General features: G+C 32.6%; 12 protein-coding genes, 2 pseudogenes and 1 riboswitch. Of the genes and pseudogenes, 3 read left to right on the forward strand and 11 right to left on the reverse strand.

The features are described 5' to 3' along the window. Positions 1-549 precede the first annotated feature (549 nt). Entirely contained in the window at positions 550-1,344 is a 795-nt protein-coding gene (locus QRY57_RS13860) for an alpha/beta fold hydrolase (RefSeq protein WP_286017766.1), read from the reverse strand. A 672-nt stretch (positions 1,345-2,016) separates the two neighbouring features. Between QRY57_RS13860 and QRY57_RS13865 the strand changes: the two genes are divergently transcribed. Beyond that, a complete protein-coding gene (locus QRY57_RS13865; RefSeq protein WP_286017767.1) occupies positions 2,017-2,328 on the forward strand; it encodes a hypothetical protein in 312 nt (103 codons plus the stop codon). Between the two features lie 243 nt (positions 2,329-2,571). Here QRY57_RS13865 and QRY57_RS13870 read toward each other — a convergent pair whose 3' ends face one another. From QRY57_RS13870 to QRY57_RS13885, 4 genes are all read right to left on the reverse strand, one after another. Next, on the reverse strand, positions 2,572-2,670 hold the full coding sequence (locus QRY57_RS13870) for a YjcZ family sporulation protein (protein ID WP_016115012.1): 99 nt from the start codon (positions 2,668-2,670) through the stop codon (positions 2,572-2,574). A 162-nt stretch (positions 2,671-2,832) separates the two neighbouring features. Beyond that, entirely contained in the window at positions 2,833-3,660 is an 828-nt protein-coding gene (locus QRY57_RS13875) for an energy-coupling factor transporter transmembrane component T family protein (RefSeq protein WP_286017768.1), read from the reverse strand. After that, positions 3,653-5,353, reverse strand: coding sequence for an ABC transporter ATP-binding protein (locus QRY57_RS13880; protein ID WP_286017769.1), 1,701 nt, complete (start codon positions 5,351-5,353; stop codon positions 3,653-3,655). The genes QRY57_RS13875 and QRY57_RS13880 overlap by 8 nt, the downstream gene beginning before the upstream one ends. Before the next feature lie 10 nt (positions 5,354-5,363). Next, positions 5,364-5,912 (reverse strand): ECF-type riboflavin transporter substrate-binding protein, encoded by a 549-nt coding sequence (locus tag QRY57_RS13885; RefSeq protein ID WP_208017485.1) that lies wholly within the window; start codon positions 5,910-5,912, stop codon positions 5,364-5,366. 137 nt (positions 5,913-6,049) lie between these two features. Beyond that, a riboswitch (SAM riboswitch) is annotated at positions 6,050-6,165 on the reverse strand. Between the two features lie 157 nt (positions 6,166-6,322). Here QRY57_RS13885 and QRY57_RS13890 point away from each other — a divergent pair. After that, positions 6,323-7,003: an aspartate/glutamate racemase family protein gene (locus QRY57_RS13890; protein ID WP_208017486.1), complete on the forward strand. Its 681-nt coding sequence runs from the start codon at positions 6,323-6,325 to the stop codon at positions 7,001-7,003. Between the two features lie 73 nt (positions 7,004-7,076). On the opposite strand, the gene QRY57_RS13895 is transcribed toward QRY57_RS13890, so the two are convergent. The 4 genes and pseudogenes from QRY57_RS13895 to QRY57_RS13910 all read right to left on the reverse strand — a co-directional run bounded on the left by QRY57_RS13895 (position 7,077) and on the right by QRY57_RS13910 (position 11,017). After that, positions 7,077-8,858: a PAS domain-containing sensor histidine kinase gene (locus QRY57_RS13895; RefSeq protein WP_286017770.1), complete on the reverse strand. Its 1,782-nt coding sequence runs from the start codon at positions 8,856-8,858 to the stop codon at positions 7,077-7,079. A 329-nt stretch (positions 8,859-9,187) separates the two neighbouring features. Further along, a complete protein-coding gene (locus QRY57_RS13900) occupies positions 9,188-10,048 on the reverse strand; it encodes an HAD family hydrolase (protein ID WP_286017771.1) in 861 nt (286 codons plus the stop codon). A 338-nt stretch (positions 10,049-10,386) separates the two neighbouring features. Beyond that, a pseudogene (locus QRY57_RS13905) lies at positions 10,387-10,738 on the reverse strand (cytochrome P450); the annotation flags it as partial. A 123-nt stretch (positions 10,739-10,861) separates the two neighbouring features. Next, a complete protein-coding gene (locus tag QRY57_RS13910; RefSeq protein ID WP_081810977.1) occupies positions 10,862-11,017 on the reverse strand; it encodes a DUF1540 domain-containing protein in 156 nt (51 codons plus the stop codon). A gap of 189 nt (positions 11,018-11,206) precedes the next feature. On the opposite strand from QRY57_RS13910, the gene QRY57_RS13915 reads away from it, so the two are divergent. Further along, a complete protein-coding gene (locus QRY57_RS13915; protein WP_286017772.1) occupies positions 11,207-11,623 on the forward strand; it encodes a hypothetical protein in 417 nt (138 codons plus the stop codon). A 35-nt stretch (positions 11,624-11,658) separates the two neighbouring features. Here the strand turns inward: QRY57_RS13915 and QRY57_RS13920 are convergent. Together QRY57_RS13920 and QRY57_RS13925 are read right to left on the reverse strand one after the other, a co-directional pair. Then, positions 11,659-12,292: pseudogene (locus QRY57_RS13920) on the reverse strand (Vat family streptogramin A O-acetyltransferase). Then, positions 12,282-13,553: an MFS transporter gene (locus QRY57_RS13925; protein ID WP_026590948.1), complete on the reverse strand. Its 1,272-nt coding sequence runs from the start codon at positions 13,551-13,553 to the stop codon at positions 12,282-12,284. Before QRY57_RS13925 ends, QRY57_RS13920 begins: the two are co-directional and overlap by 11 nt. Positions 13,554-13,645: the final 92 nt, after the last annotated feature.

Genomic DNA, 13,645 nt, shown 5'->3' on the forward strand with positions numbered 1-13,645 from the left:
TCATTTTTCAGATGAGCCTTACTCTTTCCTCAATTTATTTTGGTGTATATCACTGGTTTTCTTACGGTTTATTTGAAAGTTTTGCACCAATAATCCTTATCTTTTTAACAACAGCATTCTCTGGCTTTGTATAAGCATATGCTTTTCAAAAAATAAAATCGATGCTCTACTACCTATTTGACTTCATTTTGGATGGAATTTCACGCTCAATCAATTTTTTTCCAAAAGATCCATTAAGATAGCAGTTTTTCATCCCTGTAAAAGGTCTTGACTATCCCCATCTTGTAGATATTCCTTCTTTACTCCATTTTTTATTACCTAACATAGTTGTATCACTACCCACATATGTACTGATTAGGTTTTACATTCAAAAGACTCAATCAGCATCAATCACCAGTATACAAAAATAATTCAACATATTTAGGAGAGATAACTCTTGAATGCTCCCTACCCTTTAACATATCAATTATAAAAAGGAGCATGATAGCTCCTTTCTCATTAAATCTTTGAAGCAATAAACACATATAACTTCGAAATCAATATGTTTTTTTATGGATAAATAAAAAGATTCATATCAGTATGAATAAAAGCAAACTGCTGAATCATTTCATTTAGGCACTTCGCTGCTTTTGTAGGAATTTGATGCTTTACGTGATCAATGAATTTTAATTCATTACATGGCAATTTTTCATGCAATAATTTAGCATGACTATAAAATACTTTATCTTTCTTACCATAAACCAATAAAACCGGATGCTGAATATTTCTAAGCTGATTCGTACAATTATAATGCAAACTATAACGATAATACTGCCAGATATTTTTGGCATTCCCTTTTCGCGCTTCTTTAAACATCTGTATGAACAATTTATGTGTATTTGAGTTACTCCATGAAATAGACCATGCTAAAAATGAAACTGCCCCCGCTTTTGCCAGTTTCATGCCAAGTGAAATCTTATTCTTTAGATACCCATCCCTCACTTCTGACATTCCCCCAATTAGAATAGCCCCTAACACTTTTTCAGCAAAAGCCAATAAAAATTCTAATGCGATAGAGCTTCCAGTCGAATATCCACATACAAATGCTTTTTTAATTTCCAAATGATCCAACAAACATCTAATGTCTTCAGCAATCAGTGGATAGGTAATCGGTTGTTCTGAATACTGACTTCTTCCGTGCCCTCTAATATCAAAAGCAATCACCTTAAAATTTCGAGATAATTCCTCTATTTGATACTCAAAATTCACACAAGTAAGTACAGGAGGATGAATAAAAACAATAGGAATCCCTTTTCCCTTAACGATATAATACAGACTACTACCGTCCACATTCAACATTGGCATATATGTAATCACCTCAACAATCTAAAATCATTTCCAACTCTTTTTCTAGAAAAAGGTATCTCCAAAAATAATGCATACTAAAATTCATTTTAGTACATGAGTATTTCCATTTGTTAGCTATAAGCGTCAATATTATTTTGTTATACGTTCCTGATAACGTTAAAGCCGATTCTCGTTTAAAAAATGAATTTAGTCGCTTCTCAAGTTTTTCTTTTTATTTAGTTAAAAAAACAGATGATATGTTATGCAATAAATAACCTCGTGTAGTACACTTGACGATGTGTCTCTTCACTCATTTCTGTTATTATGCGGTACTTCTTTTTTTCTATTCCGGCAACTATTTAGAATAAATTACAATGCATTTTGTTCCATAAATGACATAGAAAATGAATATCATTCCTTTTTAACTCATTTTCAATATACTTCATCTCATTGATTAAAAAACATTATGTAAACAAATGAACTTTAAATCCTAAAAACCCCGATTGACCTGTACATGTTTTCCTTTGGAATGAGGGAGCCTGCAAGTACACTTAGGGTTTTTAGGAAAAAAGAATTAAGAAATATTAGCATAAATTAGCATCATAAATTTCTATAAAATATTGCAACATAAATTATATGGAATTAAACTTAGTGTTTCTTTTTCCTAATTATTTTTACAGGGGGTAAAAAATGAATACTCTTAACTTCTTGATGTCACTATTCAATTCTGGAAGAAGAACTCAGCAAATGTTTAAATTATTTAGAAATAGACGGAATAACAATAGAAGCTGGATCTGGTTCTCTTTACTAGGATTAGGAACAGTTTTTAGTGTAGTAGCAACACGTAATTCAAATATGATGAACCCTATTCAACGTTTATTCCAAGGTGTTCAAAATACGACAAAAACATTTATTCCATCCAAAGTAAATTTGACAACTGTAGAGTTTGCCGATGAAATTATGCCTAACAGTCAAAAGAAACCAGGGAACCAAAACCAATAACTATCGTGAATAATAAAAACTCGCCTTTTAATCACAAATATTTACAATAAAAAAGTATGTAAATTCAACAATTTTTTTGAAGGTTCACTTTGTTATTTCGGTAAAATTTCAATATAAAAAGGAGCATGATAGCTCCTTTTTCGGATTGAATCTTGTATTGATACTAAAAAGTACCTTTAATAGTTTTTCTAATTACATAATTCTGTGACGAATGATTAAATAAATGGATAGTTTTTAATACCCTCAACCCCAGCAGCTGCATCCAACAATAATTAATAAAATGAATAGCACAACTAATAATGCAAAACCTCCACCAAAACCACAAGAACCACCGAAACTCATGTTTTCTCCTCCTTTTAGTATAAAACTAATGGATAAATTGATTGTTTATTAACGGGTTGGTATTATACAGTATGTTTCTATATGATTTTTGAGCATGTCTTGGCTAAATTTAAAAAGACACTCCGCGAGTGCCTAAATTTTATCTGTATAACATCGAGAAACTTAAAGTGGATACCAAAACCCTTTAAAAATATTAAACTTTAGGTAAATGGCAAATACTAAAATGATAATGCCGATAACGAATCCTATATAATCCTCTTGTTTTGCTTTTGTTGTAAAATACCATGTTCGTTTCTCTTTTTTTCCGAATCCGCGTAAATCCATTGCATTTGAAACAGTATCAATTCGCTCTAAAGAGTGAATAACAAGTGGCCAAAAGATGAGTATCCGGTTTTTAATACGTTCCCAAAAATCCGCTTCTCCTCTTTCAAATGGTACACCTCTTGCTTCTTGAGCGTGCTTAATCAATTTATATTCCGCTTGTATATTCGGTATGTAGCGAAGCGCGATATTTATCGCGTAGGCAATCTTATACGGTAATCCAATTTTATATAGACTGCTAGCGAACTCACTTGGATGCGTTGTGTATATGAAAATAAGTGTAAATGGTAATAATGTAAAATACTTTAATGAGAGCGTAAGAGCATAAAAGAGTGTTTCAAACGTGATAGTAGCATATCCAATATACAAAAATGCTGTACTTGTACCAGTTAACTCAGATCCATGGGTTGGTGTAATCAATAAAATCATCAATGAATTTAGCATACTAAATGTGAAAATAACACTAAATATAATTACAATTTTTTTTAAAGGGATTTTAGCAATCACTAACCCTAAACAACCAATGAAAAACAAGCATAATAAAATACGAAAATCAAAAAATATAAATGTAAGAGTCATCCAAATTATAAATAACAACAATTTAATTGTGCCGTCCATACGATGAAAATATGTATAATTATCTATATAAAATAAATCCGATTTATTCATAATCTCCCCTCCTTTTTGCCTCCATATACATTTGTACAAAAACTTCTGGATAAGGGACTTTACTCAATTTTACTAATGTTATTAGCGAACTTTCCTCTAAATTAGATTGTTGTAATACTTCGCTATTTGTTAATACATTTGGAACAGTACCATCAGCAAGTATTTTCCCTTTATGGAGGACAACTGCACGGTCTGCATATTCTAAAGCTAGGTTCATATCATGTGTAATAAAGATGAATGATATTCCTTGTGTCGCTAATAGACTTATACAGGACATAAATTGTTGATAATGAAAATAATCTTGTCCTGCTGTTGGCTCGTCTAAGATGATAAGCTTCGGATCTCTTGTTAAAACCGATGCAATAGTAAGCCTCTTTTTTTGTCCGTAACTTAACGCTTGAATTGGCCAATTTCGAAATGGATATAATCCACAAATTCGCAATACCTCTTCCACTCGTTTATTTATTTCTGCGCTAGAAACTTTCTTTAATTTTAATGAGAAAGCAACTTCATCCCAAACAGTAGACTGTGTAATCATTTGATTAGGATTTTGCATGACATAGGAGATCACTTCTCCACGCTTTCGGATAGACCATGAACTTATATTTTCATTATCAAATACAATCTCCCCTTCCTTCGTTTTGTTCATTCCCGTTAATGTATGTGCAAATGTAGATTTACCTGCACCATTATGGCCTAATAACGCTACAATTTCTCCTCTTTGTATAGAGAGTGATATGTCCCTTAATGTAAAATCTTTGTGCGAATATGAAAATGATATATTTTCTATTTCGCATAAGATTTCTTTTTTAGGTTGTTTTTTAGACATAGTAGAATGTAACATCCATTGCTTAATCGCCTTATTCACTTTCTCATGATCTAGCGTTTCAATTGGATATAATTCTTCATTTAAAGTATTCATTTTTATATTTTTTAATGCTTCAATATATACAGGCTCTCTTAACCCTATTTTTTGTAGCATGTTTGTTTGTAAAATTTTTTCTGGCGAATCAATTGCTACAATTTTTCCTTCTTCTATTAATATGATTTTATCAAGGTCTAACTTTAGTATTTCTTCTATTCTATGCTCAATAATAACAACTGTTTTATTAAATTGTTGATGCACCTTTCGTATAAGTTCTACTGTTTTCAAACTACTCATGGGGTCTAAGTTTGCTAATGGCTCATCAAATAGTAATATGTCAGCATGTGTTGTTAACAGTCCTGCAAGAGAAACAGTTTGTTTTTGACCACCAGATAATTCATGTGGGCTTCGTGAATGAAACGTATGCATCTGTACTTTCTGTAGTGAGTCCATAACAACGGCCTTCATCTTCTCCTGTTCTACACAATCGTTTTCTAATGAAAAAGCAACATCTTCTCCTACGGTTAAACCAATAAACTGAGAATCTTGATCTTGTAAAATAGTTCCTACCTGCTTGCTTTGTTCAAAAATACTACCTTTTCGCGGATCCTTACCACATATTGAAATGTTCCCAGTACTTGATCCCTCATATGAAAAAGGGATAAGCCCATTTATACAATGGGCCAATGTTGACTTTCCTGATCCACTTCGACCGGCAATCAATACTTTTTCGCCTGGGTAAATACGGAATGTAACATCCTTTAAAGTAGGTTCTGTCACTTGTTTATATTGAAATGTAAATTGTTCAAAGGAAATAATCGGCTTCATAATAATCTCCCTACTTTTCAATCTTCAAATGTGTATGTTTTTTATTTGCTTTCGCTAATCCCAGTGTGATTGGTAAACCTAGAATTAAGAATACAAGGACATCTGCAATCGTTGCACCAAGTACTTGAATAACAATTTTATCCAAAGGTTCACCCATAATGATAATATCAAAAGCACCAGCAAATATGATTGCAACGACAATCCCAATTAAACCTGTTATAGCAAAATATGAAATATCTCTATTACGAAATGTTCCATTTTTCACACTGAAACTTGCTCGTTTTTGTACAAGTCCCATCGTAAATCCAATAATACCTGAGCTAAGTACCCATCCCCACCATACTCCCCATCCAGCGATGGTATCTGTCACCGTATGACCGATAAGACCAATCAAAAGTCCTGCAAATGGTCCGAAAATCGCACCAAATATTGTTAATATAGCCAAAGCAGGCTTGATAAATGTGTTTGGTGCAATTGAAAATCCCCATAGACCTAATACACCATATATTGCAGAACCGATTCCAATTGCTACGACTAATTTTGTAGATAATTTGTTCATATGAATTCTCCTCTCATTTTAGTGAGTTTCTATTAGTCCTATGTAAAAAAACATTGAATTATGAGCCTTCACTTCCTTTCTTCCCAATAAAAAATGACCTCTGCTATAAGAGGCCATTTGCATATGAATATATGATCCTCTTATCTTTCAAAAGACAATATGTCCTTTGCGGAATTAGCACCTTCCTATTATGTAGTAAATAAGGGTTGCTGAGGTTTCATAGGGCCGTTCCCTCCACCTCTCTAGATAAGTATTCGTTTGTAACTTGTATTATTGCACTAACGCAAATTAATTTCAATACTTTTCTTACTATTTTTATTTTTCGCAAAACAGATGATTAAAACATTGTATTCTTATCGGAATTATGGAATAATAAATTAAATAAAGCATGTTTACGGGAGGAATTTGACATGAAAGTAATCGGATTAATTGGTGGATTAAGCTGGGAATCAACGTCTCTTTATTATAAACATATTAATACACTAACTCTATCTCAGTATAATCAAAATGCAAAGCTTGTCCTTTATAGCATGGATTTTGGCGAAGTGACGAATTTATTACAAAATCATCAATATGAGGAAGTGCAAAAACAACTCGTCCAAGTAGCAAAAAAAATAGAGAATTCTGGTGCAGATTGTATACTTATGTGCTCAAATACAGTACATCAATTTGCGGAAGAAGTAGAACAAGCAATCTCTATTCCCCTTCTCCACATTGGTGATGTAAGTGCTGAAGAAATTGTTGAACACGATGTGAAACGAATTGGTTTACTTGGAACAAAACAAACAATGGAACAGGAATTTTATAAAACAAGATTAGCTAATTATGGAATTGAAACAATGATTCCGAAAGAAGATGACCGAAATTTCATTCATAATGTCATTCTCTATGAATTAAGTAAAGGAATTATTTCAAAGCAGTCCAAAGTACGTTTCTTACAAATCATTCAAAAACTTATTGAAAATGGTGCAGAAGGAATTTTATTAGGTTGTACTGAAATTCCGTTACTCATTTCACAAAAAGATCTTTCTATTCCTGTATTTGATACTGCTTTTTTACATGCTAAAACTGCAGTACAATTCGCTGGATAACAAAGAAAAGAGGCTATCTTATAGGGTGATAAGATGACCTCTTTTCTTTATCGTCAATGGAAATTAATCTCGATTACAAAGCCTTTGTTATAGATGGCATCGCTGAATGAGAAGTAACCTGCTCACTTTGAAACATAGGTAAATAAATTGTAACTGATGTTCCTACTCCTACCTCACTCATTATGCTAATTCTTCCTTGATGACTTTCAATAATTTTATAACTGAGCATTAGCCCAATGCCAGTTCCTTTTTCTTTCGTACTATAAAAAGGTTCACCAAGTCTTTTTATTCTTTCTTCAGGAATTCCTAAGCCCTCATCAACTATATTAATAATAACCTCCTCACGCTCTGATTTTTTCACGTAAATAGAGATTTCTCCTCCATCTGGCATTGCTTCAATTGAGTTTTGTAAAATATTAATAAAGACTTGTTTTAATTGATTTTCACAACAATCAATGATTAATTCTTTTGATTCTATATGAAGATTAATTTGGATATTTGTCATGATTGCCTTCGTATTGATTAACGAAACGACATTTTTTAATATGAAACAGAGATTCTTCTTTTCAATTGGAATAACATCAGTTTTTGCAATCGATAAAAACTCATGAAGTATAGCTTCAATTCTTTCAATTTCTGATAGCATAAGTTCAAAATATTTATCTTGGTCTTCTTGATTAATTTGAAATAATTGAATAAATCCTTTAATCACAGTCAATGGATTTCGGACTTCATGGGCTACCCCTGCAGCTAATTGTCCAATTGCCGCAAGTGTATCTGATTTATTCAATAACTCTTCAGTCTTTTTACGTTCCGTAATATCACGGACAATAATCATGACCTTATCTTTTAACAATGGTAAACATCTAGCTTCAAAGAAACTAATACTGCCCTTAAGTGTGAGTGGGTATTCAACAATAACAGTTGATTCTTTATACTGCACTTGGTGAATTGCTTCACGAAATTGCTGTGCAACGGGTGAAGGCAAGACCTCATAAAACTTTTTCCCCATAAAAGATTCTGCCGGTACGTAAAACTTAGCTGGCGAACCGGCTTTATAATCTATAATTGTTCCATCAGCCTCGGTTAAAAAGCACAAATCAGGTAATGCTTTGAAAATAAGCTCTAGTTCAGATGTTTGTTGCTTTAATTGCTCTTCAATTCCTTTTCGATGAGTAATATCAACTCCAACTGCCCAATAGCTATAGCCAGGTACTGGGAATTGTTCTGAAATATTTGACCACATGATTGTTTTTATTTCTCCATTTTTGCATGTTAAATTCATTTCCCAATCTCGAAAACTTTTTCCACGAACCGAAAATTTCTTTTGCATTTGCTTGCGATAACTTTCATCAGGGTATAGCAGTTCAAGCGCTTTTGGATTCCCAACGATTTCTTCTGCAGCATAACCTGTTACAAGCTCACATTCCCGGTTCCATAATATAAATTTCCCATTTTTATCAAGAGCATCAACCATAATGGGCATATTTTGTAAGATTGTGTGTAGCTGTTCTTCTTTTTGAGAAAGTAAATGTATATTTTTTGTTTGGTTTTGAAGTTTATTCATTGCACTATCTACAATGAGTTTTGAAAGCATTTCGAAGTATTTTTGACAAGTAAGAATGTCATTTTTTATTGAACAGGCAACAAATGAACCAAGATGTTGCTCATGAAAAAAAAACGGAATTTCAATCTTTGTAAGTTGTTTATTTTCTTCTCGATTCATACCAAATGAAAAAACACATGCCATATTTTGATCAAGAAGTTGATGTGAAATGTTTGTTAATTTATAAAATTGTTCTGCCATGGTTTCTATTGTGTTCACATCAATGAGTTCCAATAGCCGAGCATTCATTCTCTTTCCACCTCTATATGTAAATTTAATACCAATTTTTAATCACGCTTCTCCATTATACGAATAATGTTCTCATAGGTATATAGCAAGAGCATAATTATTCAAATAAATTTTATTTTTCAATTAAAAAGTGTTCAAAATGGTATATAACTGCCTTTCCATACGTGTGATAGAATTAAAAAATTCACAAATTATTCACAAAATAATTTAAAAATATATACAATACTACCAATATATTCTATATAATGAGCTGTAATAAGGCTTCTATGAATCTCATAGAATACCTTACCCCTAATAAAAGTAAAAAAGAATCCTTTGTGGATTCTTTTTTACTTTTTTTCTATGACATATTGATAAAGAGCATGTGCAACACCATGTTCTTCATTCGATCGTGTTTCATAGTGACAAATCTTTTTAATTTCGTCTACTGCATTTCCCATCGCGATAGACATATGTGCTTTTTCCATCATTGAAATATCGTTAAGACCATCGCCTATCGCAACGGTATTCTCTACCGGAATATTAAGATGTTCAGCTAAAGTATATAAACCATTACCCTTTTGAGCGTCACGATGGTTAATCTCTAAATTATGCCAATATGAAGCAGTAATTGCTAGCTCTGTATTATGTTGAAAATGCCTTTTTAATTTTTGTAATTTCTCTATGTTATAGGAAAATGGTAAAAGCTTATGCACATAAATCTCTTCTGCTAATATTGATTTACAGCTTTCTGTGATATGAAATGCTGTATGTTCAAGATACAGTGCTGCGATGACCTCAAGCTCTTGCTGAACCATATCTTTATTTGATCTTTTTATCCATTCTATTTCATGATTTACACTTTCTTCACCATACGCCGGAACGTATACACCTCGATCTGTATACAGTTGATAATACATACGATTTTGTTCAAGATACTCGACAATTTCAAAGGCTTGTTTATTTTGAATTGGATATCTTTTCATCATTTTTTGATTCGTATAAATAAGAGCTCCGTTTTCTGCAATAATTGGACACTGTAAATTCGCTTCCAGTAAAAGTCGTTCAATATCGACAATAGAACGTCCTGTACAAATCGCTATCACATGCCCCTGCTCCTGACATTTTTGAATCGCTTCTGCATTTTCTTTACTAATCATTTTATTTCTTGAAAGAAGAGTTCCATCTAAATCAATCGCAATTAGTTTCATTGTTTCGTCACCACTTTCTATAAATAAACATGCTCATATAAAGTGAAACCACTAATTAGTAGCCTTCACGAATCAGGATTATATGGGCAGTTGATTCCTCTATTTCCTTCCACTGAAATCGGATGGCTTCTTGTTCGTAAATAGTGGGATAAACAGATAAATCAGGTATCGTTTCCGTATTTACTTTGTCAAACCCAACTTAGTTATAATTTATGAAAAGCGTTTCATGTCAAGGGATATTTTTTAATTCGTTTGAAAAAATCTTAGATATTATAAAAAACATATTAAAAAAATGAAAACACCTACATAAAATAGGGGTTTTCATTTTTTAATACGCTTTATTCCTTCAAAAGAATAGGAAGTTGTTTTAACGTTTGTTCATTCTCTAATACACAGTTCGCTAAATGAAAGGATGGTGAAAGCTCTAGCTTTTTAAAATTGCTAATAAACGTAGTTAATGCAACTTCAGCTTCTAAACGAGCGAGTGGTGCCCCTAAACAAAAGTGTGGTCCTTTGCCAAATGTTAAATGTTTTTTCATTTCCAAATCGATGTAAATCAAAGCGATCTGCTTGCGGAAATTTATTCTCATCTAGATTGGCAGCACTTATCCACGTAACAATCATTTGTCCTTTTTTCATTTTTGGTCCAAATATTGTTGTATCTTCTGTTATAGTACGGGCTAATGTAATTACTTCTCTCATGAAAAAATATAGAAAACCACAAAAAAAAGAAAATACAGTGAATGAAAATGAAATTTATTATCAATACTATAATTATTAAAAGGGCAACCACCTTCGGTTACCCCTTATCATTTAAGCTTCAGGAATGAAGGTTTTGCAATCAGTTTCTTCCGTTGTAGATGCTTTGTTACCTTTATGGCTCACTACATAAATTGCCTCTGCATTACATTTGTTTCCGTTACCCCAAAATTGACAGTTGTTTACTTCACATAAAACATCTTGTGCCATAAGTATCACACCTCCTTATTCTTTTATCATTAACAAATTTGAGAGGTGTGATACTTCTATTTTTTATTTGTATTGATACTACGCTTAAGAATGATCATGTAGAATTAGACAAGAGAAACATTTTCCTCAAACTTTTTTTCTGTTATATAATTGATTTATTATTTTATAAATGATAAAGGAGATTGCATAATGAAAGATCCGTGGAATCCAACAACGAAAGAAATTATTGAATGGGCTTATACCGAAGATGCTATTTTCCCTGAACAAGACTGGGACTTATCGGTATGCAATATCACTAATGTCGCGGAAATGATACTGAATATTGCAAGTGATATAAATTGCCCCAACCAAGTTTTTTTTCTTCATTGTTTATATCTATTAGTTGGAGATGCTATTCGGACTAGCGGAAATACATATAATATAGAATCACTTCAAAATATCTTACAAAGTGCTGCAAATTCAACGAATACAGATATTTTAAGGTGGGTTGAGCGCTCCCAAACCCTTCTATCTAAACCAGAAACATTTTGTTACGACTTATGGTGTGATGGTGGTTTTATTTATAAAATTGATAAAATGAATGAAAAAAGGAGGACTCATCTTTAATCATGGAGCCCTCCTTTTTTGCATATTTTTCACACTTAAGCGTCTGATAATTTTTTCAACGCTTCCATATCCCCACTTACAATCGCATTAATATTTTCAGAAATAATTTTTATATCCAAGTGCCACCACTTTATTTCTAATAGTCCATTTATGATTTCGTCTGAAAATCTCTTTTTAATTTCAATGGCAGGATTGCCACCGACAATTGTATACGGTGGAATATCTTTAATGACAACAGATTTTGTAGCAATAATTGCTCCGTCCCCTATCTTCACTCCAGGCATAATTGTCGCATCCATACCAATCCATACATCATTTCCAATAACCATATCTCCTTTAAATGGTAAGTCAGAAAGTTCTGGTGTGAATCTTTCCCAGCCATGACCGAAAATATTAAATGGATACGCTGAAAATCCATCCATTCTATGATTTGCGCCATTCATTATAAATGTAACACCGGGTGCTATGCAGCAAAATTTCCCCATAACCAATCGGTCTCCAAAAATTTCATAATGATATAGTACTTGATCTTCAAATGTTTCCCCGTCTTTCGAATCATAATAAGAATAATCTCCAACAATAAATATTTGGTTTTGTTATTGTATTTTTAATAAAATAAACACTCTTGTTACTTTCGATAGGATATTTCACATTCGGATTAGGATTCATGTTGGACGACACCCTCCTCATTTGAAGTTCCTACTACTGGTTTCAAATTATATATTGGCAAAATAAATAATGAACCAATAATAAATAGTAATGCTGTTCCTTCATACATTGTACTTAGTGAAAATACTTCTTTTAATGAACCAGCAATGCTCATCGTTAATACCATTGAACCTGTAAATAAAGGACTCAAAATTCCATTTACCCGTCCAATAAAGTCTGTATCCGAATTTTGAATAATAAGTGTGTTTATCCCAATTTGGATACAAGGAAGAGCTAAACCACTGAAAAACTGAGCGATAAGTGTGATCCATAAATTTGTAGAAAATCCAATGATACCGATGCCAATTGCCTGTGCTAACATTCCTAAAATTAACATCTTTTGCGGCGCAATATTTTTCGCAAATACCATCGCTAAAGCTCCGCCAATAATCATTCCAGCACCATTTACAGTTAATAGCCATTGTAAGCTTTCTTTTGATAGATCTAATTGTTCTGTCACGATAAAAATACCGAGTGGCTGAATCAGCCCAATCCCTAATCCTGCTGCCATAAAACAAATACCGAGTAATGTTAATGCTTTCTTTGCTTTTACATATTTAATTCCATCCACCATTTCTTGCAGCAAACTCATTTTTTTCTTTTCTTCTTGTTCTTCAACATCTTTTGGCAGAAATAACAAAACTAAAGCCGCAAATAAAAAAGCAATACCTGTCACAATAATAGAAGTGTAAATTCCGAAGGCTTGAAATATAAACGTTCCAAGTATAGGACCTAATACCATGAAAATCGCAAAAATGGTTTGATATAATGACATAGCCAACTGTACTTCTTCTGTAGATAGATGTTGTTTAAATAATTTCATACCTGAAGGCTGTGAAAATTGCGAAAGAATTGCAGAGATAAGCGTGACGAAAAATACAACTTTCCAACTTCCAAAGATCAGCGTAAGCAATACTGCAAATACTGATAAAGAACTTAAAGCTTCGCACCAAATCATCGTTCTTTTTGGTTTCCACCTATCCGCGAATGTGCCTCCTATAAATGAAAAAATAAAAATTGGTGCAAATTCTGCAACTGAAATCATTGAAATGGCAAACGCATCACCATTCGTCATATCCATTACATACAGCAGTACCGCAAAGTTTCGGATCCAAATTCCTATCTGGAGAAATAATGCTGAAGCAATAATTGCTTGCACAAATCGATTTTTTAATACTACAGATACACTAGCCTTTTGTTTTGTTTCTACATCCATTGACATAAAAAAGCCTCCTATTCCACATTCTAAATAGGAGGCAGCACAATCATATTATAAAAGACAGGTCTATTCGCAGCGCGAAAATACATCCCTTT

This window comes from Bacillus arachidis (assembly GCF_030285945.1).
Taxonomy (GTDB): domain Bacteria; phylum Bacillota; class Bacilli; order Bacillales; family Bacillaceae_G; genus Bacillus_A; species Bacillus_A arachidis.